A 23,723-nucleotide genomic window follows, 5' to 3' on the forward strand; every position below is an offset into this window, starting at 1 on the left:
GAATTTACCACTAAGAAAAAAAACCTCGCTACTGATAGAAATACCGGTAGTGAGGTTCTTTTTATTATATTCATTCCTGCTATTGAATTAAGTTATTAATTCTCACAGAAATATATCCATATTCAGCAATACCTTCTCAAAGTTTTGCTTCTTAATTTAGTGATAAATCACTCGCCTACTTCTGAGAGATAGCTGCCTGAGCTGCTGCTAAACGAGCGATTGGTACACGGAATGGTGAGCAGGAAACATAGTCCAAACCAATCTTGTGGCAGAACTCTACGGAAGATGGATCTCCACCGTGCTCTCCACAGATACCAACATGAAGTTTTGGATTTACTGGTTTACCAAGTTTGATTGCCATATCCATTAACTTACCAACACCATTCTGGTCAAGTTTTGCAAATGGATCGTTCTCGAAGATCTTTGTATCATAGTAAGCATTTAAGAACTTACCAGCATCATCACGAGAGAATCCAAATGTCATCTGAGTTAAATCGTTCGTACCGAAGCAGAAGAAATCAGCTTCTGTAGCGATCTCATCAGCTGTAAGAGCAGCTCTTGGGATCTCGATCATAGTACCAACTTCATACTCTAATTTAACGCCTGCTGCTGCGATCTCAGCATCTGCTGTCTCAACAACAACTTTCTTAACGTATTTTAACTCTTTAACTTCACATACAAGTGGAATCATGATTTCTGGTTTTACTGTCCAGTCTGAATGTTTCTTCTGTACGTTGATAGCTGCACGGATAACAGCTTTTGTCTGCATCTTAGCAATTTCTGGATAAGTAACTGCAAGACGGCATCCTCTGTGTCCCATCATTGGGTTGAACTCATGTAAAGAAGCGATGATGTTCTTGATTGTCTCAACGGATTTACCCTGAGCTTTTGCAAGTTTCTCGATATCTGCTTCTTCAGTTGGAACGAACTCATGAAGAGGTGGATCAAGGAAACGAATTGTAACTGGGTTACCTTCCAATGCTTCGTAAAGTGCTTCGAAGTCTCCCTGCTGATATGGAAGAATCTTCTCAAGAGCAGCTTCTCTTTCTTCTACTGTATCAGAGCAGATCATCTCACGGAATGCAGCAATTCTGTCTTCCTCAAAGAACATATGCTCTGTACGGCAAAGTCCGATACCTTCTGCACCAAGCTCACGAGCTTTCTTAGCATCTGCTGGAGTATCTGCATTTGTACGAACTTTTAATGTTCTGTATTTGTCAGCCCATGCCATAACACGACCGAACTCACCAGCGATTGTAGCATCAACTGTCTTGATAGCTCCATCATAGATGTTACCTGTTGTACCATCGATAGAGATGTAATCTCCTTCATGGAACTCTTTTCCAGCTAATGTGAATTTCTTATTTTCTTCGTCCATAGCGATATCGCCACATCCGGATACACAGCATGTACCCATACCACGTGCAACTACGGCTGCGTGGGATGTCATACCACCACGTACTGTTAAGATACCCTGGGAAGCCTTCATACCAGTGATATCTTCTGGAGAAGTCTCAAGACGTACTAATACGACTTTCTCTCCTCTTGCATTCCAAGCCTCAGCATCTTCTGCTGTAAATACAACTTTACCACAAGCAGCTCCTGGAGATGCTCCAAGACCTTTTCCAAGTGGAGTTGCAGCTTTTAATGCAGCAGCATCAAACTGTGGATGTAATAATGTATCTAAGTTACGAGGATCGATCATTAATACTGCTTCTTCCTCTGTCTTATGTCCTTCATCAACAAGGTCGCAAGCGATCTTTAATGCAGCTGGAGCTGTTCTCTTACCGTTACGGCACTGTAACATGTAAAGTTTCTTGTTCTCTACAGTGAACTCCATATCCTGCATATCATGGTAGTGATTCTCAAGAGTCTCACATACTTTTAAGAATTCAGCGTAAGCTTCTGGGAATTCCTGCTCCATCTGTGCGATTGGCATTGGGGTACGAACACCGGCAACTACGTCTTCACCCTGTGCATTGATCAAGAACTCACCCATAAGTTTGTTCTCACCTGTAGCTGGATCACGTGTAAATGCAACGCCTGTACCGGACTCGTTATTTAAGTTACCGAATACCATTGGCATTACGTTAACAGCAGTTCCCCAGGAATATGGGATATCGTTGTCACGACGGTAAACGTTTGCACGTGGGTTGTCCCAAGAACGGAATACAGCTTCAATAGCAAGTTTTAACTGCTCTACAGGATCTGAAGGGAAGTCTGTTCCTAACTGGTTCTTGTACTCAGCTTTGAACTGCTCTGCTAATTCTTTTAAGTCTGCTGCTGTGAGGTCGATATCGAATTTAACGCCTCTTTCTTCTTTCATCTTGTCGATAAGCTGTTCGAAATATTTCTTACCAACTTCCATAACTACGTCAGAGAACATCTGAATGAAACGTCTATAGGAATCGTAAACGAAACGCTCGAATGCTGGATCTGGGTTACCAGCGATCATAGCTGCTACTACTTCGTCATTTAAACCAAGGTTTAAGATAGTATCCATCATACCTGGCATAGAAGCTCTTGCACCTGAACGAACAGATACTAATAATGGATTCTTAAGATCGCCGAATTTCTTTCCGTTGATCTCTTCCATTTTCTTAACGCCTTCCATAGCCTGAGCCATGATCTCGTCGTTGATCTTACGTCCATCTTCATAATACTGTGTACAAGCCTCTGTTGTGATTGTGAATCCCTGTGGTACAGGAAGTCCGATGCTTGTCATCTCTGCAAGGTTGGCACCTTTACCACCAAGCAGGTTACGCATGGTCATGTCGCCTTCGCTAAACATATAAACCCATTTGTTTGCCATTTTATAATTCCTCCTAATATAAAATACTGTAACTTTTATTCAAACAGAGAGCATTAACCCCTGTTCTTGTCACAAGTATGCACGTTTTTCCAAAACGCACATACTTATAATACCACACATTAACCAAAAGGCAACAACTTTTTTGCTTCTTTTCGCCTATTTTTTATGCACATTTCACAATTTGAAATTCTATTCCATATTATGGAACTCTTACCATTCAAATTTCTTTGCAAAATATGCATCCAGATCTTCGATCTTGATACGCTCCTGCTCCATCGTATCACGGTCACGGACAGTCACTGCTCCGTCTGTCTCAGACTCGAAATCGTAAGTAACACAGAATGGGGTTCCGATCTCATCCTGTCTTCTGTAACGTTTTCCGATATTTCCTCTGTCGTCAAACTCACAGTTATATTTCTTTGCAAGCTGTGCATATACTTTCTCAGCGCCCTCATTTAACTTCTTGGATAATGGAAGTACACCGATCTTAACAGGCGCAAGTGCCGGATGGAAATGAAGCACGGTTCTCATGTCCGGTTTTTCCTCTGTACCAATGTTCTCCTCATCATAAGCAGCACATAAGAATGCAAGTACCACACGGTCAGCTCCAAGAGATGGCTCGATCACATATGGGATATATCTCTCACCTTTTTCATCATCAAAGTAAGTGAGATCCTGTCCTGATACGTTCTGATGCCGTGTGAGGTCATAGTCTGTTCTGTCAGCGATACCCCATAACTCGCCCCATCCAAATGGGAATAAGAACTCAATATCGGTTGTTCCCTTGCTGTAGAAGCTAAGTTCTTCCGGTGAATGGTCACGAAGACGCATCTCATCCTCTTTGATACCAAGTGTCTGTAACCAGTCACGGCAGAATCCTCTCCAATACTGGAACCACTCAAGATCAGTACCCGGCTCACAGAAGAACTCTAATTCCATCTGTTCGAACTCACGGGTACGGAATGTAAAGTTACCCGGTGTGATCTCGTTACGGAAAGATTTACCGATCTGACCGATTCCAAATGGGATTTTCTTTCTGGAAGTTCTCTGTACATTTTTAAAGTTTACGAAAATTCCCTGTGCTGTTTCAGGTCTTAAATAAACTGTGTTCTTTGCATCTTCAGTAACACCCTGGAATGTTTTAAACATTAAGTTAAACTGACGGATGTCTGTGAAGTTATGTTTGCCACATGTAGGACATGGGATCTGATGTTCCTCGATGAAATCTCTCATTTCTTCCTGTGTCCATCCATCCACAGAGCCCTTTAATTCAATGTTCTTCTCAGCAGCAAAATCCTCAATGATCTTATCTGCACGGAAACGCTCATGGCACTCTTTGCAATCCATTAACGGATCAGAGAATCCTCCGAGATGTCCGGATGCAACCCATGTCTGTGGATTCATAAGGATGGCACAGTCAACACCTACGTTGTAAGGGTTTTCCTGAATGAATTTCTGCCACCATGCTCTTTTTACGTTGTTCTTCAACTCTACACCAAGATTTCCGTAATCCCATGTATTTGCAAGACCTCCGTAAATCTCAGAACCCGGATATACAAATCCTCTTGATTTTGCAAGTGCTACGATTTTGTCCATCGTCTTTTCCATAATAAATTCCTCACATTCTATTATATTATTGCTGTATTATGCAATTATTTATAACTCGTACTTATGATTTATTGTATCATCGCGAGCCTATTTGTAAATGATATAAGTATAGACATCTGTACCGGATGAACCGCCGGAAAGATTTGTGACTACATCATTGCCGGAAGCTTCCTCTGTTCCTATGATCACTTCTCCCTCAATGACATCCCCTGCGTCTTCCGTACTTTCTGTCTCCAAGACGGCCTCTGTGGATGGTACTTCTTCTGCTTCCGTGATCCAGGTTTTCTCGATTCCGGTTCCCTCTTTAATGGAAACAGAATCTTTTCCTGTCACCGTCACGTTATCGCAGGAAACATATAAAATTTTGCCGTCAATCTTCACATCGGTATTTGCCTTAATAATGACAACTTTCAGATCTTCCTGTGCGAGAATATCCCCTCTCGTCACTCCCGTGACACTGCCGTCTTTATCCACGCCCGCAAAATCTGTGTCAAAATCATACCCGGCAGCCAATGCCTGCACGATTTTACCCTCATACAATTCCACACCATTAAACGCTGTATAATCATCCACCGTTTCATAGTCCATCCGGAGTTTTGCTGTGCCATCTTCCACGGTCAGATCATCCACTTTTACAGAATTTTTTCCATTCTCTGTATTGTACTCATCCACTGCGGAATCCACAAACTCTTTCAGCTCCGTCTCATCATAATAAGACTGGTCAAGCTGTTCCACATCCATTGAAACTACTTTGCCATGTTTTGAAACATAAACGGTATTTGTGTCTGCCTCCAGACTGGAACCACACCCGGCGAGCATACCTGCGCAGATCATGATTGTCAGTCCAATACACCCTAATCTCTTCATGTTACAGACTCCATCCTCTTTCTATTTCATTCAATGTTAATCTTGGATATTATACAATTTTTATATCATGTTTTCAACCTCTTCCAAAATTTTTAATGATTTAAAAGAATGGTTGATATAATATTTCATGTATTCCCTGATACACTGCTGTAATTCCCACAATACCTGATCGGATACAGAAAACGTGTAAAGTTTTGCAAGCTTTGCTGTCATAATATACTGCATGGTATAGACTGTGGATTCCTGCACTTTCTGATAGGTCGGCAACGCCGCCATATTTTCAGGTTTCCGCCTTAACTCATTCACGCAGTGATCGCAAAGCATGCGCGCCGTCTTTCCCGAAAACCAGTGCAGTGCCTCTTTTTTTCCGCATTTTGTGCACCCGAACACATTCGGTGCTTCCCCGTTGATTGTGAGTGTCCGGAGTTCATAGATACATCTCACAAGCCGGTTGGAAAAAGCAGGGCTTTCGAGCGCCCGGAGTGTCTGGTAAAGCAGTTTTAACATTTCTGTCTCATCGTTATTTTCCTGACAATAATAATCTGCAAATTCCAGAAAATAAAATCCATAATAGGCAGCGTTGAAATCTGCTGCAAGCTCCCGGAAATAATTCTGGATGGACACTTTGGCAACTGTATATGTAGAACGTCCCTCGAAAAGTTCAAATTCCCCGAAGGAGAAAGGATTTGTCGCAGCTAAAAACTGACTGTTTGGTTTTCTTGCCCCTCTGGCAAATGCTGTGATTTTTCCTCTCTCCCTCGTGAGCAGTGTTATTCTTTTGTCATAATCGCCAATCGGCATCGCATTTAAAACCATTCCGGTCATTACAAGGTTCTGCCCCATTCTGCCTTACTTCCTGCTCTCTGTCACTCTCTTTTTCTCTGCATATCTCCAGATAATCGTCAATCCGTCCTGTTTCCCAAAAAGTGTTCCAGGTTTTCTCCATCGTTTTTCCCTCCTGCCATCTGTATACAGATAGGATTTGCGTTGTGAAAAACCTTATACACGTTAAATATTGGCAACGGTTTAAATTTCGTCCTTATTGTATCCAAAATTTTTGATCAGAAAATCGCTGTCACGCCAGTCTTTCTTCACTTTCACCCAAAGTTTCAGATTTACTTTTGTATCCAATAACCGCTCGATCTCGTAACGCGCATTGCTTCCGATTTTTTTGAGCATTGCACCGCCTTTTCCGATGATAATTCCCTTGTGGGAATCACGCTCGCAGACGATCGTTGCGTCAATGTCAATGATATTCTGTCCCTTTCTGCCCTTCATCCGGTCGATATAAACGGCAATTCCATGCGGAATCTCATCATCGAGCGCATGCAGTGCCTTCTCACGGATGATTTCTGCAACAATAGCGCGCTCCGGCTGGTCGGTGACCGTATCCTCATCATAGAACTGCGGTCCATACGGCAGATATTTGAAAATCATGTCAATGACCGTGTCCAGATTCTTTGCACGCAGTGCAGACGCCGGAATAATCTCCGCAAAATCGTACACTTTGCGGTATGTGTCAATATATTCCACGATTTTTTCACGGTCTACGGTATCCACTTTATTGATGATCAGAATGACCGGTGTTTTTACTTTTTTCAACTGCTCGATAATGTGCTGCTCGCCGGCTCCGATAAAATTAGACGGTTCCACAAGCCATAAGATCACATCCACCTCATTTAAGGTATGCTCTGCCACATTTACCATGTACTCCCCAAGTTTATTTTTTGCCCTGTGGATCCCCGGTGTATCCAGAAATACGATCTGCCCACGTTCCATATCCGTATAGACCGTCTGGATGCGGTTTCTGGTCGTCTGCGGTTTGTTCGATGTGATTGCGATCTTCTGTCCGATCAGATGGTTCATTAATGTGGATTTTCCCACGTTTGGTCTTCCGATGATCGTCACAAATCCGGATTTAAATTTTTCGTTCATAAACTTCCTCTCTTTGTATTTATTTACTCAGATAATTGTAAATTTCACAATCATCGTTCTGATTCATTCAAGTGTTTTACTTCCCCAAACATTCCTTCACTTGCCTGCAAGGTTTCCTCATTTCCGACTACACAGAGATTATTCTCTGCGAGAACAGATGCGATCATATCCCGGAGTCCCCGGATATCCTCCTGCGTCGCACCGATCACCTGATCACGCTCTTTCTGGATCTCTTCGTACGAAATATTCTGTAAATAAGCTGCCATGGACCGATCGCCCTTCGTGCTTGGATTCATTGGCACATCCATATCACTGATCGTCCCGATGATATATTTTGTCATGTCACGTTCATCCGCAGTAAACTGCTCAATATATGCAGGGATTCCGTCATAAATCTCATTTGTTTTTTCCAGATTTGGATCACGGTAAGAGACAAAATAAGTGTCTCCATTCTTCATATAACCGTTCATGCAGCCGTATGCTCCGCCTTTCACACGGATATTGATCCAGAGGTAATCATACTCCATGATCACTTTTAAAATGCGCAGTGCACCGTGATAGTCAAAGCCATGTGCACGGAAATTTCCGGCTCTCGCCACATACAGCACCTGGGAGGCATCCATAAATCCCTCATTCTTCCGGACCGGGACGATCTCTGCCTGTTTTTCCTCCCCGGAAGTTTCATATAACATTGGAATAAATTTTTCCAGCTCTGTTTCTACGATAGAAAGCCCGTCTTTTTCGCAGGTGACGCTGACCAGAAGATGTTCTTTTGTAAAAATTGAGGAAACCATCTCTTTTAGTTTTGCGGTCAGTGCTTCTTTTCTCTCATCAAAATGTGCTTCCAGATCACACAGCGTCTCATAGAATGTGATCGTATCTTTGTAAGCAGCCGCCTTGGAAAAATAAGTCATGGCTCTTGTCGAAGCCACGGAATGTCCGGCGGAACTGATGCTTACCTGAAGTCTTGATTTCAACTCGGCAATAATCTCATACAGACGCTTTTCATCATCAATGTTTGAGGTGAAAAGCATTTCTTTCATCAATGTAGCTGCTTCCGGCAATTTGTCATATAATGCCTTGGTGCGCACCTCAAATTTCACCTGATAATCATCTTTATCCTTCACGCTCGGATACACACCGATCGTACTGCTGATTCCTCCGGTATGGATGTTCACCTCATTTGCAAAATCCGCATAGGAATAATTTTTTGTATCCACATAGCCAAGTACCGCCTTCAATACGCCAAGATACGGAATGTCCTCTGCCGGAACGTGCGCAATATCAAACAACATGGTCAGATAAATGATCCCATTCGAATAAATATCATGGTGTACCACCGGGATACCTTTCACTGAAAGTTCTGTATTATAAAAAGGTGCTGCCTCCTTTTTCATATCAGAGCGCGCAAGCATCGGAATTTTTTCCAGATCTTCTTTTGGAGAAGGTGTCTCCTGATATTCCTTCAGGTGTTTTGTATCTGCGATCAGCTTTCGGATCTCATCTTCTGATAACCCCGCTTTATATTCCGCAAGTTTTTTCTCTAAGGCAGCCTCATTTTTTGCATTTAAGCCTTTCTCAGGTTCAATGATTACAACAGATGCATGCTTGTTATTTAATAAATACTTCTGAATCAGCTGCTCAAAATAATCTGTCTCCACCTGCTCTTTTAAGAAACGGTAAGTATCTAATGCCTCCAGATGAAGGAATGGACGCATATCATCATAAAGCCAGCTGTCCAGACACTGGATCCCATATAAAAGTCCTTTTGGGAAATGTCCGAAATCAGCCTCACGGTAACGGAATTCAGAACTATTGATCCCTGCCAGCAGCGATTTTTTATTTAATCCATTTTTTACAAGCCCTTCTAATGTCTCACGGATGACAGCCAGAAAATGCTCTTTTTCCTGCGGATTGGTATTTTTTGCAATCACAGAAAATGTCGGCTGCAGCGTTCCACTGTCATATCCGCCTGTGATCTCTGAACCGATCCCGGCATCGATCAATGCCTGTTTTAACGGTGCTCCCGGCGCACTGACCAGCGCATAATCCAAAATATCAAATGCGAGATACAATTTCTCGTCCAGTGCTGTTTCTATCACCGTGTTATAAGAAAGATAGGTATTGTTTTCTTCGGATTCCGTGGAAGAAATGGAATACTTATGTGTCACTTCGATTGGTTTTTCAAATGGTTTCTGAAGCTTTATCTCTGAATCAAGCCCGATTGCCTCATATTTCCCCAGATATGCTTCATCCATCCACGCAAGCTTCTCTGCCACATCCATATCTCCATAGAGATAAATGTAGGAATTACAAGGATGATAATATCTGCGGTGGAAATCCAGATATTCCTCGTAAGTCAGTTCCGGAATATGCAGAGGATCTCCGCCGGAAACGTTTGCATAAGTCGTGTCCGGAAAAAGGGATGTCATGATCTGACGGCTTAAGACATCATCCGGTGAGGAAAAAGCGCCTTTCATCTCATTGTATACAACACCGTTGATGGTCACCGGAGCATCCTCGCTCTCTAATTCATAGTGCCATCCCTCCTGCTGGAAGATCTCCTGATATTTATAAATATTCGGATGAAAAACCGCATCCATATAGACACTCATCAGATTCTGGAAATCTTTATCATTGCAGCTTGCGATCGGATAGATTGTCTTCTCCGGATAAGTCATTGCATTCAAAAAGGTGTTCAAGGAACCCTTCACCAGTTCCACAAAAGGATCTTTGACCGGATATTTGTCAGAACCACACAAAACAGTGTGCTCAATGATATGTGCCACCCCCGTGGAATCCTCCGGCGGTGTGCGAAAACCGATATAAAAGACCTTATTGTCATCATCGTTGGAAATCACTGCGATCCGCGCTCCGCTTTTTTTGTGGCGGAGAATGATTCCTTCGGAATTGAGATCTTTGATCGGGCGTTTTTCTAAAATTTCATATGCCTGTAAATCTTTTAACTGCATCTGTCTGTCCTCTCTCTAATACATACTGTTCTATAGTATACCACACTTCGCGGCATTATCCTATTTTTATCTTCGAAAATTTCTGAAACAAAAAAAGACTGTAACAACCATTCCCTATTCTTAAGGAATACCGTGTTACAGTCCCCCGCTTTTCAGATTCTCATCTATGAATTAGCCGATGCGTCTTACATTTGCTGCCTGAGGTCCTTTTGCTCCCTCTGTCACTTCAAATTCAACTTTTTCACCGTCTTTTAACTCTTTGAATCCATCCATGTCTAATGCAGAAAAATGAACAAATACATCGTTACCATCTGCGTCGGAAATAAATCCGTAGCCTTTTTTTGCATTAAACCATTTTACAGTTCCCTGCTGCATAACAAAATCCTCCTAATACCTCTAAAACCTTTTTGTAAATTTGACATGTTTTTGTGCATGTCACACAAATTGAAGTTAGCATACATCGGATTTTTTGTCAACAACTATTAATAAATTTTACTGCTTGATCTGCACATCAATCTGCTGATACGGAATCGAAATATGATTTTCATCCAGTGCATATTTGATATTTTCCATCAACCGCCACTTCGTATCCCAGTAATCTGCTGTTTTGACCCAGATCCGGATACCAAGGTCCACCGAAGATGCACCAAGATTATCTACGAACACCACAACGTCCTCTTCCGGCAGTCTTGCCGGATCATTTCTGCCGATCTCATATAAAATATTTTTTGCAGTACGGATATCTGCTTCATAACCAATACCTACCACAATGTCCACCCGCCGTTTATCCATATGCGATACATTGACCAGGCTGCTGTTGGACAGATTACCGTTTGGAATCACGATCATTTTATTGTCTACGGTCTTTAACTTGGTATAGAAAACAGAAATCTCGTATACCGTTCCTTCATTTGAGCCCTCAATGATATAATCTCCTACCACAAAAGGTTTTAGCAAAAGGATCAGCACTCCGCCTGCAAAGTTGGAGAGACTTCCCTGCAGTGCAAGACCAACCGCCACACCACAGGAACCGAGCACTGCCACCGCTGAGGTAGTTGCTATCCCAAACAGGCTTAAGATTGTCAGGATCAGGATAAAATACAGTGCATATTTCACGACTGCAGACAGGAACTGTATCACTCCGACATCTGCATTTCTGCGCTCCATCGTTTTTCTTACGATCTTAACGATCAGACCGATCAGTTTAGCTCCCACTGCATATACGATGACCGCAATGACAACCTGCAGTGCAAAATTCAAAAGATCCGGAACAAGGTTTTGAAAATAAGTGCGGAGAATCCCGGGATTTTTTGCAACCTCCTGAAGATTTTCCTGCGCTTCGGCAATGGCTTCCACTGCCTCTGTTGTACCAACTGTCAGCAACATTTTTCTGCCCTCATTTTTTATTTTACTTTACGGACTTTTAAGACGCCCTCAATGTTCTCTAACTTCTGAATGACTTCATCTGTTACAGGTGAATCCACATCGATCAATACATATGCATAATCACCTTTGGATTTGTTTGTCATTCCTGCAATGTTCATTCCGGCATCTCCCAATGTTGTGGAGTACTGACTGATCATACCACTTACATTCCGATGCAGGATACCGATTCTTCCTGCGGTAGTACATGCGCCCATAGAACAATCCGGGAAGTTCACGGAATGGACAATGTTACCATTCTCCATATAATCACGGATCTCTCTGACTGCCATGATCGCACAGTTATCCTCTGACTCTGCGGTAGATGCTCCAAGATGTGGTGTTACAATACATCCCTTTGCTCCGACTGTGGTTGGATTTGGGAAATCAGATACATATTTTTTGATTTTTCCGGCAGCTAAAGCTTCCACCATAGCTTCTTCATCCACAAGAAGGTCTCTGGCAAAATTTAAAACAATTGCATTTGGTTTCATCATGGCAATTGCTTCTGCATTGACCATCTTCTTTGTAGAATCCAAAAGTGGAACATGAATCGTAATGTAATCACACTCTCGGTAAATATCTTCCACATTGCTGATATGTTTGACACTTCTGGAAAGATTCCATGCTGCACTGACGGAAATGTATGGATCATATCCATATACATCCATACCCATATGGATGGCTGCGTTGGCAACTAACACACCGATAGCACCAAGTCCGATGACGCCGAGTTTCTTACCTGAAATCTCAGTTCCTGCAAAGTTCTTTTTCTGTTTTTCTGCTGTTTTTGCAATGTTCTCATCATTCTGATTTGCAAGGCACCAGTCGATACCACCTACAATATCACGGGATGCATAAAGCATTCCTGCAAAAACAAGTTCTTTTACACCGTTTGCATTTGCCCCCGGAGTATTGAATACAACGATTCCTTTTTCTGCACATTTATCAAGAGGAATGTTGTTGACACCAGCTCCTGCCCTTGCTACTGCAAGCAGGCAATCCGGAAGTTCAAGATCATGCATGGCAGCACTTCTTACGAGTGCTGCGTCTGCCTGACCTAAGTCCTCTACTTTTTCATAGTCGTTTGAGAAAAGATCTAATCCTACGGATGCAATTGGATTTAAGCAATTATATTTGAACATCATGCATTTTCCTCCTCAAACTTCTTCATGAATTCTACTAATTTTTCAACGCCCGCTTTCGGCATTGCATTGTAAATGGATGCTCTCATACCACCTACGGTACGATGTCCTTTTAAGTTTACAAATCCGGCTGCTGCTGCCTCTTTTACAAACTTGGCATCTAATTCTTCATTGCCGGTCACAAATGGAACATTCATAAGGGAACGGTCTTCTTTTCTTACGGTTCCCTTGAACAGTCTGCTCTGGTCTAAAAAATCATATAAGATTTTTGCTTTCTCTTCATTGCGCTCTTTCATCACAGAAAGCCCGCCCATCTTCTTTAACCATTTGAACACTTTGCCGCAGATATAAATATTGTAGCAAGGTGGTGTATTGTAAAGGGAATCATTATCTGCCTGTGTTTTCCACTTTAACATGGTTGGGGTTCCCGGAAGGACATCATCGGTAATTAAATCCTCACGGATGATTGCGATCACAACTCCGGCAGGACCGATATTCTTCTGAACGCCGCCATATACAACTCCGTAATTTGTGACATCCATCGGTTCAGACAAAAAGCAGGAGGATACATCGGATACTAAAATCCTGCCTTTTGTGTTTGGAAGTTTTTTGTATTTTGTTCCATAAATTGTATTGTTTTCACAGATGTATACATAATCCATATCATCTGTGATCGGAAGATCAGAACAATCCGGGATATAAGAGAATGTCTCATCTGCAGAAGAAGCAAGTTCAACTGCCTCTCCGTAGATTTTTGCTTCCTGGAATGCTTTCTTTGCCCACTGACCAGTTAAGATATATCCGGCCTTGCGGTTTTTCATCAGGTTCATAGGAACCTCTGCAAAGAACTGTGAAGCTCCGCCCTGTAAAAACAGTACCTTGTAATTGTCCGGGATATTTAACAGATCTCTTAAATCCTGCTCTGCCTCTTTGATGATGTTATCATACACTTTGGAACGATGGCTCATCTCCATAACAGACATTCCACTGCCCTGATAGTCCAACATCTCATCTGCTGCTTCCTTCAATACTTCCTCTGGCAGAACGGCTGGTCCTGCGGAAAAATTGTAAACTCTGCTCATAATCATTACTCCTCCTGTTTCTTTTTCAAGTCATCCCCGGTAAAAGCAGAACTGATTGCTTCACCCGGAGCAACCATCGGCCATACCTTGTCATCACTATTTATGATACAGTCTATTACAACCGGGGTATCAGATGCAAGTGCTTTCTTCAGAGCTTTGTTAAACTCTTCACGATTCGTTGCCCGATAGCCCGTTGCACCCATGGCTTCCGCCAATTTCACATAATCTACACCGTCATCTAAAACGGTTGCAGAATAACGTTTCTCATAAAACAAATCCTGCCACTGTCTGACCATTCCAAGTACATGGTTATTAATGATCACTTCGATGAGTGGTAATTTTTGTCTCACTGCAGTTGCAATTTCATTCATATTCATACGGAAACATCCGTCTCCGGCAATATTAATGACCTGTTTATCCGGGCATCCGATCTGTGCACCGATCGCAGCACCAAGACCATACCCCATTGTTCCAAGACCACCGGATGTCAGAAGTGTTCTCGGTTTTTTGTATTTGTAATACTGTGCCGCCCACATCTGATGCTGTCCTACTTCCGTCACAATGATGGCATCCCCGTTTGTCTCTTTATAGATATCCTCAATGACATAAGGACCTGATAATCCGGTTTTTGGATAAGTCAGTGGATACTTTACTTTGTAATCCATGATATGTGTGATCCATTCCGTATGGTTCATCTGTGTCAGCCGCTCATTCACACGAAGCAGGATCTCTTTGATATCACCGATCACAGATGCATCTGTCTGGATATTTTTATTAATTTCCGCAGGATCCACATCAAACTGTAAAATATCTGCCTGACTTGCAAATTTCTTTGCATTGCCGAGTACACGGTCTGAAAATCTTACGCCGACAGCAATTAAAAGATCACACTCACTGACACCGAGATTGGATGCTTTTGTTCCATGCATTCCAAGCATTCCGGTATAAAGATCATCCTCTCCGTCAAAAGCTCCTTTTCCCATGAGGGAATCACAGACAGGCGCATCTACCATTTTGACAAATTTCTTTAATTCCTCACTGGCGCCGGAGATCACGGCTCCACCACCGACAAATATGTATGGTTTCTTTGCCTTCTGGATCATCTTGACCGCTTTGCTTAAGTCTTCCTCTGTGATCGTCTGTGAAATTCCTGCGATCACTTCCGGCTCTTTTGCCTTGTATTCCGTCTTTGCTGCCGTGATATCTTTCGGGATATCCACAAGAACCGGACCCGGTCTTCCGGTCTGCGCAATTTTAAACGCACGGCGGATCGTGTCTGCCAGTTTATGAATATCCTTTACAATAAAGTTATGTTTTGTGATCGGCATTGTGATTCCCGCAATGTCGATCTCCTGAAAACTGTCTTTTCCAAGTAATGGAACATTTACATTGCAGGTGATCGCCACCACTGGAACAGAATCCATATATGCGGTTGCGATTCCGGTGACAAGGTTCGTTGCCCCCGGTCCGCTTGTTGCAAAACAGACACCTACTTTTCCCGTACTTCTCGCATAACCGTCCGCTGCATGGGACGCACCCTGCTCATGGGAAGTTAAAACATGTCTGATCTCATTCTGATGTTTATATAATTCATCATATACATTTAAGATAGCGCCGCCCGGATATCCGAATACAGTATCAACCTTCTGTTCTTTCAGACATTCGATCACGATCTGCGCACCTGTTAACTGCATTCTCTAAATCCCCTTTCGTGTTTCCATATCTAATTGCTTCACCAATGCTTCCAAAATCCGGAAAGCACACATGAACCTCTTTTCTTTAATCATTCTTTCCCGGAATCTGTAAGATTGCTCCTCGGTTGCCGGATGTTACCATAGATGCGTAACGCGCAAGGTAGCCGGTGGTAACTTTTGGTTCTCTTGGCTGCCATTTTGCCTTACGTGCCGCCATCTCTTCATCGGACACTGCAATATCCAGGGTCATCTCAGGGATATTGATTTTGATGATATCTCCCTCTTCCACAAGAGCGATCGGTCCGCCAACTGCTGCCTCCGGTGACACATGACCGATGGAAGCTCCACGGCTCGCACCGGAAAAACGTCCGTCCGTGATGAGTGCCACGGAGGAACCTAATCCCATTCCTGCAATTGCGGAGGTTGGATTTAACATTTCTCTCATGCCCGGTCCGCCTTTTGGTCCCTCGTAACGGATCACGACAACGTCACCTGCCACGATCTTTCCACCTTTGATCGCAGCAATCGCATCTTCCTCACAGTCAAACACTCTTGCCGGACCTTCATGCACCATCATCTCATCTACCACTGCGGAACGCTTTACAACGCCTCCATCCGGGGCAAGATTTCCTTTTAATACTGCAAGACCACCTGTCTTACTGTATGGATTGTCAACCGGACGAATTACCTCCGGGTTCTTATTCACTGCATTTTTAATATTTTCTCCGACTGTTTTTCCGGTAACGGTCATACAGTCTGTGTTGATCAGTCCAATGTCTGCTAACTCTTTCATAACGGCATAGACACCGCCTGCCTCATTTAAGTCCTCCATATAAGTCGGTCCTGCCGGTGCTAGATGACAGAGGTTCGGTGTTTTTTCGCTGATCGGGTTAGCAAAAGATATATCAAAATCAAAACCTACTTCGTGGGCAATCGCAGGAAGATGTAACATACTGTTTGTGGAACATCCCAATGCCATATCTACGGTCAGGGCATTTAAGATTGCTTCTTTTGTCATAATATCTCTTGGTCGGATATTCTTATTGTACATATCCATGACTGCCATTCCTGCATGTTTTGCAAGTTTGATACGCTCTGAATAAACTGCAGGGATGGTTCCATTTCCGCCTAATCCCATACCGAGTGCTTCTGTCAGACAGTTCATCGAGTTTGCGGTGTACATTCCTGAACAGGAACCGCAGGTTGGACAAACTTTCTCTTCATACTCTTTTACTTCCTCCTCCGTCATCGTTCCTGCTGCGTAGGAACCGACTGCCTCAAACATAGAGGAAAGACTTCTCTTTTTGCCGTGCACATGACCTGCAAGCATTGGTCCACCGGATACGAATACAGTCGGAACATTGATTCTTGCTGCTGCCATCAAAAGTCCCGGAACGTTTTTATCACAGTTTGGAACCATGACAAGTGCATCGAACTGATGTGCGAGTGCCATACACTCGGTGGAATCTGCGATCAGATCTCTTGTGACAAGAGAATATTTCATCCCGATATGTCCCATTGCAATTCCATCGCACACTGCGATCGCCGGGAATACAACCGGCACACCGCCTGCCTCTGCAACGCCTAATTTCACTGCATTTACGATTTTATCCAGATTCATATGACCCGGTACGATCTCGTTGTAGGAGCTTACGATACCTACCATTGGTTTTTTCATTTCTTCTTCTGTAAAGCCCAGTGCGTTAAAAAGACTTCTGTGTGGAGCCTGCTGCATCCCTGATTTTACATTATCACTCTTCATATTCTATCATTCCTTTCCCTCACCTGAAATTATCATTCAGCCCGGATATTCCTCCTCAGGTGATACCATTCCATCTTTCTGTATTAAATACGCTCACAGATCAGATCGCCCATCTGTGATGTGCCAACCTGTGTTACATATGCTTTCTTTGCATCTTCCTGCGGCATAATGTCGATCGTGCGGTAACCGTCTTTTAACACCTGTTTGACGGCTGCTTCTATCGTATCTGCCTCTTTATCAAGATCAAACGTATAGCGGAGCATCATCGCTGCGCTTAAAATCGTTGCGATTGGATTGGCAATTCCTTTTCCTGCGATATCCGGTGCAGAACCGCCGCTTGGCTCATACAGACCAAATTTGGTATCGTTCAGACTTGCGGAGGATAACATTCCGATAGAGCCTGTCACCATACTTGCCTCGTCTGATAAAATATCTCCAAACATATTCTCTGTTAAAATGACATCAAACTGTTTTGGATCTTTGACAAGCTGCATTGCGCAGTTGTCTACGAGCATATGCTCATAAGTAACTTCCGGATAATCCTTTGCGACTTCTTCCACTACTTTTCTCCATAATCTGGAGGAATCTAAAACATTTGCCTTATCTACGCTTGTCACTTTTTTTCTGCGCTTCATGGCGATATCAAATCCGCGCTTTGCGATTCTTCTGATCTCGTTTTCATTGTAAGTAAGTGTATCGGTTGCAGTTATCACACCATCAACCATCTCCGTCTTTCTCGCCCCAAAGTAAAGACCTCCGGTCAGTTCGCGCATGATCATCATATCAAATCCATCTCCGATAATATCGTCACGGAGCGGACAAGCTTCTTTCAATTCTTCATATAAATAAGCAGGTCTTAAATTTGCAAATAAATTCAAAGACTTTCTCAATTTTAACAGTCCTGCTTCCGGTCTTAATTCCGGAGCCAGTTTGTACCATGGGGAAGTCTGTGTGTTTCCACCGATCGATCCCATCAGAACTGCATCCGATGCCTTTGCAGCTGCAATTGCCTCATCGGTAAGCGGCACGCCTGTCGCATCGATCGAACATCCTCCCATCAGAATATCCTGATACGTAAACGAATGTCCGTATTTCTCCCCTGCTTTATCTAAAACTTTTTTCGCCTCTGCCACGATCTCCGGTCCGATTCCATCGCCTGAGATCACACCAATATGACACTCCATATCCAATCCCTCTTTTCTTTCATCTCAAAGCCTGTCTGTGCACCTCAGTGAATCCATATCTTTTTCACTTTAGCACAGTAATTACCGACAGTATTTATAAAGACTATAATATAGTATCTTTGGAAACATTTCAACTATCATTGCTATTTTTCTTTTTCATAATAGTTATAACTGTTACCTATAGAAAGTATAGCTTATCATTCCTCACATACATAATGATAAACACTTTCGTATAATTCTGTGCGCACGCTCTGAAACTCATCCTCTGAAAGCGGTTCCGGTGCTGACATGATCCGCAGGGGGATTTCATGCCGGTCTTCTCCCATCGGCGGCTGGATATATGGATATTCGTTAAAAGTGAACCCATGCCGCTCATAAAATCCTATTCTTCTTTTTTTCAGGGAATCCTCCGGCAATTCCACCTCCAGAACAACTTTTCCTGCTTTCTGCCTTGCCAGTTCCTCTAACATTTTTCCGCCGATCCCACTGTTTCTTGCTTTCTCACTGACTGCAAAATGCTCGATAAAGACAAATTCCGCAAACTCCCAGACTGCTAAAAATGCCAGAAGCCCTCCCTCGTTTCTTACACCGAGCAGCTCATATTTTTCTTCATCCAGAAGTTTTTTCTGCCCTTCCTTTTTTCTTCTCTCATCTGCCGGAAAACTCTGTTCCATAATACGATAAACTTCTTCAAAATCACTTCTATCCAGCTTTTCAAGACAAACCATTTTCTTTCCCTTTCATCATCATATTTTGATCCGGATCATGCGTGAAACAGCAGTTCCATAAGCAGTCCGCTTCCCTGATGCTCTTTCAGATACAGATAAGACGCCGGCAACTGCCGACGTCTTATGATAAAGCACTCTATTTACATTATGCTTCTTCCGGTTTTTCAACTGCTGCAATTGCAGATTTCTGCATTGGGATACGGCAGTTCTTGTTGCTTCCAAACTCAACAATGACTGTATCGTCTGTGATATCAATAACTGTACCGTAGAAGCCACTTGTTGTCAAAACAGTATCTCCTGTTGCAAGTTCCGATAACATTGCATTTTTCTTCTGAGTCTCTTTCTTCTGTGGACGGATCATGAAGAAATACATAAATGCAAATAAAATAACTAACCAAAGGATCATTCCACCCATTCCTGCTGCGGATGATGCTCCTGATGATGCCAAGATTGATAACATCTTTCTTCCTCCTAAAAACTTATTGCTCTCTAATATCGTATTTTGATATTTTTAGAAACTATAAAACATTGTACACAAAACCTTGCGTTTCGGCAAGCTTTTCCAATTAATTTTATAAAATATTTAGTCTTAGACAATATCTGTCCTTTTAATGGAACTTCTTCTGTCCGCTCATTTCTTTTTCACGGTCGATCTGTCCCATGTTATAAAGTTTTTCTTCCTTATAAGATCTGAAGTTTCCGGCATCAAGCGCATCCCGGATCTCTTCCATCATCGTATTGTAGAAATAAAGGTTATGCAGTACACACAGACGCATTCCAAGCATTTCTTTTGCTTTCAGCAGATGGCGGATGTATGCCCTGCTGTATCTGCGGCATGCCGGGCACTGACAGCCTTCCTCGATTGGGCGCATATCTTTTTCATATTTCTGGTTAAACAGATTGATCTTTCCCTGATTGGTGTATACATGTCCATGACGGCCATTCCGTGACGGATAAACACAGTCAAAGAAATCAATACCGCGGTCAACGCCTTCTAAAATATTTGCCGGAGTTCCCACTCCCATCAGATAAGTTGGTTTCTTTCTCGGCAGATAAGGAACTGTCTCATCCAAAATATAGTACATTTCCTCATGTGTTTCCCCGACTGCGAGACCTCCGACTGCATAGCCGTCGAGATCGAGCTCCGAGATTCTCTTGGCATGATCGATACGGATATCCGCATAAATCGCACCCTGGTTGATACCGAAGAGCATCTGGTTTTTATTTACGGTATCCTCTAACGAATTGAGGCGGTTCATTTCTTTTTTACAACGCTCCAGCCATCGTGTCGTTCTCGCTACGGATGCCTCCACATAAGGGCGTTCCGCAAGAGCCGGCGCACACTCGTCAAAACCCATGGCGATCGTTGAGCCGAGATTTGACTGGATCTGCATACTCTCTTCCGGTCCCATGAAAATTTTGGCTCCGTCAATATGAGAATGGAAATAAACGCCTTCCTCTTTGATTTTTCTTAAACCGGCAAGGGAAAACACCTGAAATCCACCGGAATCTGTAAGGATCGGGCGGTTCCATGACATGAATTTATGTAATCCGCCCATCTCCTTGATGAGTTTATCTCCTGTTCTCACATGCAGATGGTAAGTGTTCGATAATTCCACCTGACATTTGATCTGTTCTAAATCCTCAGTGGAGACAGCTCCCTTGATTGCTGCCACTGTGCCGACGTTCATAAACACAGGGGTCTGGATGTCTCCGTGCACCGTGTGAAATACTCCACGTTTGGCTCTTCCCTCTTCTTTTAATAACTCGTACAACTTTTTCATACTCCTTCCTGCTTCCGTTATATTAGGCAATTGCGAAACTCGATTTTACGTTATGAATATTACGAAAAGTTAACAAGATCAACGAAAACACGCTTCCGCTACGTGTCACTCGCAATGGTACTAAAATTCTTTTTTTCATTGTATATGATCACTCTTGAGTCAATATTGTAAACAGTTCGAAATAATTTTCAAATGTTTTTTTGCAGCATAGCGGATCGTCTATTATGATCCCGTCAGTCCGTAAACCAAGCAGCGAAAATGCCATTGCCATGCGGTGGTCTTCATATGTTTTTATCACAGCTGCATGCGGCACTCCCGGATAAATGGTCAAAGCGTCTTCTTCTTCCTCGCACCGGATACCGGCACGCCGCAGTTCTGTCACGATCGCATGGATCCTGTCAGACTCCTGAAGTCTGATGTGGCCAATGTGCGAAATATGCACCGGTGCATCTGCGTATGGCGCCATCGCCGCAAGCGTCATCGTCTGGTCAGAAAAATCGTTCATATCTATATCGATTCCATGAATATTTCCATGTTCCGGGCCTTCCACACAGATCCCTTTTGCGGTATCTGTCACTTTACAGCCGAGCTGCTCCAACACCTTTAAGAATTTTTTATCTCCCTGCGTGTTGTCCATATGCACATTTTCGACTATGGCTTTTCCTCCGGTGATCGCTGCCGCACCATAAAAATAACATGCCGCCGACATATCCGGTTCTACGACATAAGTAGTTTTATGATAAGCTGCCCCCGGCATCACCTCATAATTCTTTCCATCAAACTGCGTCTGCACACCCCAGTTTTCCATCATATTGCGTGTGATCCGGATATAAGAACCATCCGTCTTCTCACTTGTGATCTGAATATGCAGTCCCTGCGGAAGCATCGGCGAAATCAAAAGCATGGCACTCAAAAACTGGGTACTCCTGCTGATGTCAAGCCGGACTGTAAGCTTCTGGTCTTTTCTCTGCCCATTAATTTTCACAGGAAGAAAACCCTCCTGTTCCAGATATATAATCTCTGCCCCCGTATGCTCCAATAAGACAAACAGATCTTTCATCGGTCTTTTTTTCATCTGCCCGGATGCCTGGATCACATAACTGCCATCTGACATTCCAAGCATTGCTGTCAGAAATCTGGCGGCTGTTCCTGCACTTCCAACATCAATCTCTGCTTCTTTTTTCGGAATTGTTCCGCCTTCTCCTTTTACCGTCACACGCCTTTTTTCCTCTTCCACGAGAACATCAAAGCCCAACGCAGTCAGTGAGCTGATAAAATGTCTGGAATCATCTGAAAAAAGCACGCCGTCTAATGTCACTGTCCCATCCGAGAGTGCTGCCATTAAAAGCGCCCGGTTTGTCATGCTCTTAGACCCCGGCACTGTCACGCACCAGTCGATCGGTTTTTCTATTTTTCTCACAGGGTATTGTTCCATTCTTGGAACCTCCTCACAAATTTTTTTACAACTTTTTATATTTTACCATATTCTTATTGTCGCGCAAAGCGAAATCTTTTATAATCATTTTATATTTGGTGATAAAGGAGTACATACCTATGGCAGGATCAACATTTGGAAATATATTTAAAATAACAACCTGGGGGGAATCCCACGGAAAAGGAGTCGGTGTCGTTGTAGATGGATGTCCGGCAGGACTTTCTCTCTGTGAGGAAGATATCCAGAAATTTTTAAATCGCAGAAAACCGGGACAGTCCAAATTCACTACCCCGCGTAAGGAGGATGACTCCGTTGAGATTTTATCCGGTGTATTTGAGGGAAAAACAACCGGAACTCCAATCTCACTTGTTGTATATAATAAAAACCAGCAGTCCAAGGATTACAGTGAAATTGCATCCTATTATCGTCCGGGACATGCTGATTACACCTTTGATATGAAATATGGTTTCAGAGATTACCGCGGTGGTGGCCGTTCCTCCGGCCGTGAAACAATCGGACGTGTGGCAGCCGGTGCGATCGCAGTCAAAATTTTGGATCAGCTTGGCATCAGACTTATAACCTATTCTAAATCCATTGGTCCAATCGCATGCGATCCGCGTCATTTCGATGCCGAAGAGATTCTGAAAAATCCGGTGTACATGCCGGATGCCGATGCCGCAGAAAATGCAATGGCTTATCTGGAAGCCTGCATCGCTGAACAAAATTCTTCCGGCGGTGTCGTGGAGTGTATCATTTCCGGTGTTCCGGCAGGTATCGGCGATCCGGTCTTTGAAAAGCTGAACGCAAACCTCGCCAAAGCCGTCATGTCCATCGGTGCTGTAAAAGGTTTCGAGATTGGAGATGGTTTTGACGTTGCCAAAGCAACCGGCAAGAACAATAACGATGCTTTCCGCATCGGAGCGGATGGTTCTGTTTCCAAAGAAACAAATCACGCCGGTGGTATCTTGGGCGGCATGAGTGATGGTTCCGATATCATTCTCCGCGCCACGATCAAACCGACGCCTTCCATTTCTGCCACCCAGCACACGGTCAATAAATCCGGCGAAGAGATCGACATCAATATCAAAGGGCGCCACGATCCGATCATCGTACCGCGTGCTGTTGTTGTCGTGGAGTCTATGGCAGCTGTCACGATCGTGGATGCGATGTTTGCAAATATGAGCGCACGCATGGATTCGCTGGAGCGGTTTTATAAATAAACCGGAGTTTAATTGGCGTAGTGTCGCAGATTCTGTGGTGCAGTTCCTAGGTTGTGAAGGGCAGATATACGTG

General features: G+C 43.3%; 19 protein-coding genes. 1 reads left to right on the forward strand and 18 read right to left on the reverse strand.

Features of this window, described 5'->3' with window-relative positions; translation table 11 throughout:
* Positions 1-175 precede the first annotated feature (175 nt).
* The 18 genes from ppdK to aroA all read right to left on the reverse strand — a co-directional run bounded on the left by ppdK (position 176) and on the right by aroA (position 22,430).
* Positions 176-2,812 carry a pyruvate, phosphate dikinase gene (gene ppdK, locus ROSEINA2194_RS12295; protein WP_007887525.1) on the reverse strand — a complete coding sequence of 879 codons (2,637 nt, stop codon included), beginning with the start codon at positions 2,810-2,812 and terminating at the stop codon, positions 176-178.
* A 210-nt stretch (positions 2,813-3,022) separates the two neighbouring features.
* Positions 3,023-4,420, reverse strand: a complete 1,398-nt coding sequence (locus tag ROSEINA2194_RS12300) for a glycine--tRNA ligase (protein WP_007887526.1) — start codon at positions 4,418-4,420, stop codon at positions 3,023-3,025.
* 87 nt (positions 4,421-4,507) lie between these two features.
* The gene (locus ROSEINA2194_RS12305) at positions 4,508-5,287 is read right to left on the reverse strand and encodes a hypothetical protein (RefSeq protein WP_007887528.1); all 780 of its coding nucleotides are present in this window, start codon (positions 5,285-5,287) and stop codon (positions 4,508-4,510) included.
* Positions 5,288-5,347: 60 nt separating this feature from the next.
* Positions 5,348-6,130 carry a DNA repair protein RecO gene (recO, locus tag ROSEINA2194_RS12310; RefSeq protein WP_007887529.1) on the reverse strand — a complete coding sequence of 261 codons (783 nt, stop codon included), beginning with the start codon at positions 6,128-6,130 and terminating at the stop codon, positions 5,348-5,350.
* On the reverse strand, positions 6,069-6,233 hold the full coding sequence (locus tag ROSEINA2194_RS21180) for a hypothetical protein (RefSeq protein ID WP_007887531.1): 165 nt from the start codon (positions 6,231-6,233) through the stop codon (positions 6,069-6,071). The genes recO and ROSEINA2194_RS21180 overlap by 62 nt, the downstream gene beginning before the upstream one ends.
* Before the next feature lie 80 nt (positions 6,234-6,313).
* Positions 6,314-7,222, reverse strand: a complete 909-nt coding sequence (gene era / locus ROSEINA2194_RS12315; protein ID WP_007887532.1) for a GTPase Era — start codon at positions 7,220-7,222, stop codon at positions 6,314-6,316.
* A gap of 50 nt (positions 7,223-7,272) precedes the next feature.
* Positions 7,273-10,194 (reverse strand): insulinase family protein, encoded by a 2,922-nt coding sequence (locus ROSEINA2194_RS12320; protein WP_007887535.1) that lies wholly within the window; start codon positions 10,192-10,194, stop codon positions 7,273-7,275.
* Between the two features lie 171 nt (positions 10,195-10,365).
* The gene (locus tag ROSEINA2194_RS12325; RefSeq protein ID WP_021922434.1) at positions 10,366-10,569 is read right to left on the reverse strand and encodes a cold-shock protein; all 204 of its coding nucleotides are present in this window, start codon (positions 10,567-10,569) and stop codon (positions 10,366-10,368) included.
* Positions 10,570-10,686: 117 nt separating this feature from the next.
* Positions 10,687-11,580, reverse strand: coding sequence for a mechanosensitive ion channel family protein (locus tag ROSEINA2194_RS12330; RefSeq protein ID WP_007887536.1), 894 nt, complete (start codon positions 11,578-11,580; stop codon positions 10,687-10,689).
* A gap of 17 nt (positions 11,581-11,597) precedes the next feature.
* On the reverse strand, positions 11,598-12,761 hold the full coding sequence (locus tag ROSEINA2194_RS12335; protein ID WP_044927909.1) for a phosphoglycerate dehydrogenase: 1,164 nt from the start codon (positions 12,759-12,761) through the stop codon (positions 11,598-11,600).
* The gene (gene serC, locus ROSEINA2194_RS12340) at positions 12,761-13,843 is read right to left on the reverse strand and encodes a 3-phosphoserine/phosphohydroxythreonine transaminase (protein ID WP_044927911.1); all 1,083 of its coding nucleotides are present in this window, start codon (positions 13,841-13,843) and stop codon (positions 12,761-12,763) included. Before serC ends, ROSEINA2194_RS12335 begins: the two co-directional genes overlap by 1 nt.
* Before the next feature lie 5 nt (positions 13,844-13,848).
* Positions 13,849-15,537: a biosynthetic-type acetolactate synthase large subunit gene (gene ilvB, locus ROSEINA2194_RS12345; RefSeq protein WP_007887545.1), complete on the reverse strand. Its 1,689-nt coding sequence runs from the start codon at positions 15,535-15,537 to the stop codon at positions 13,849-13,851.
* Positions 15,538-15,622: 85 nt separating this feature from the next.
* Complete coding sequence (ilvD, locus tag ROSEINA2194_RS12350; RefSeq protein ID WP_007887550.1) at positions 15,623-17,299, reverse strand: dihydroxy-acid dehydratase; 1,677 nt, start codon at positions 17,297-17,299, stop codon at positions 15,623-15,625.
* 83 nt (positions 17,300-17,382) lie between these two features.
* A complete protein-coding gene (leuB, locus tag ROSEINA2194_RS12355) occupies positions 17,383-18,483 on the reverse strand; it encodes a 3-isopropylmalate dehydrogenase (RefSeq protein ID WP_007887551.1) in 1,101 nt (366 codons plus the stop codon).
* 197 nt (positions 18,484-18,680) lie between these two features.
* Positions 18,681-19,211, reverse strand: coding sequence for a GNAT family N-acetyltransferase (locus ROSEINA2194_RS12360; protein ID WP_007887552.1), 531 nt, complete (start codon positions 19,209-19,211; stop codon positions 18,681-18,683).
* 145 nt (positions 19,212-19,356) lie between these two features.
* Positions 19,357-19,671 carry a preprotein translocase subunit YajC gene (gene yajC / locus ROSEINA2194_RS12365; RefSeq protein WP_021922441.1) on the reverse strand — a complete coding sequence of 105 codons (315 nt, stop codon included), beginning with the start codon at positions 19,669-19,671 and terminating at the stop codon, positions 19,357-19,359.
* A gap of 148 nt (positions 19,672-19,819) precedes the next feature.
* Positions 19,820-20,986, reverse strand: coding sequence for a tRNA guanosine(34) transglycosylase Tgt (gene tgt, locus ROSEINA2194_RS12370; RefSeq protein WP_408639586.1), 1,167 nt, complete (start codon positions 20,984-20,986; stop codon positions 19,820-19,822).
* Positions 20,987-21,143: 157 nt separating this feature from the next.
* Positions 21,144-22,430 carry a 3-phosphoshikimate 1-carboxyvinyltransferase gene (gene aroA, locus ROSEINA2194_RS12375; protein WP_007887556.1) on the reverse strand — a complete coding sequence of 429 codons (1,287 nt, stop codon included), beginning with the start codon at positions 22,428-22,430 and terminating at the stop codon, positions 21,144-21,146.
* 119 nt (positions 22,431-22,549) lie between these two features.
* On the opposite strand from aroA, the gene aroC reads away from it, so the two are divergent.
* A complete protein-coding gene (gene aroC, locus ROSEINA2194_RS12380; protein ID WP_007887557.1) occupies positions 22,550-23,650 on the forward strand; it encodes a chorismate synthase in 1,101 nt (366 codons plus the stop codon).
* The last annotated feature ends 73 nt before the right edge of the window (positions 23,651-23,723 follow it).

Source organism: Roseburia inulinivorans DSM 16841, assembly GCF_000174195.1.
GTDB classification, from domain to species: domain Bacteria; phylum Bacillota; class Clostridia; order Lachnospirales; family Lachnospiraceae; genus Roseburia; species Roseburia inulinivorans.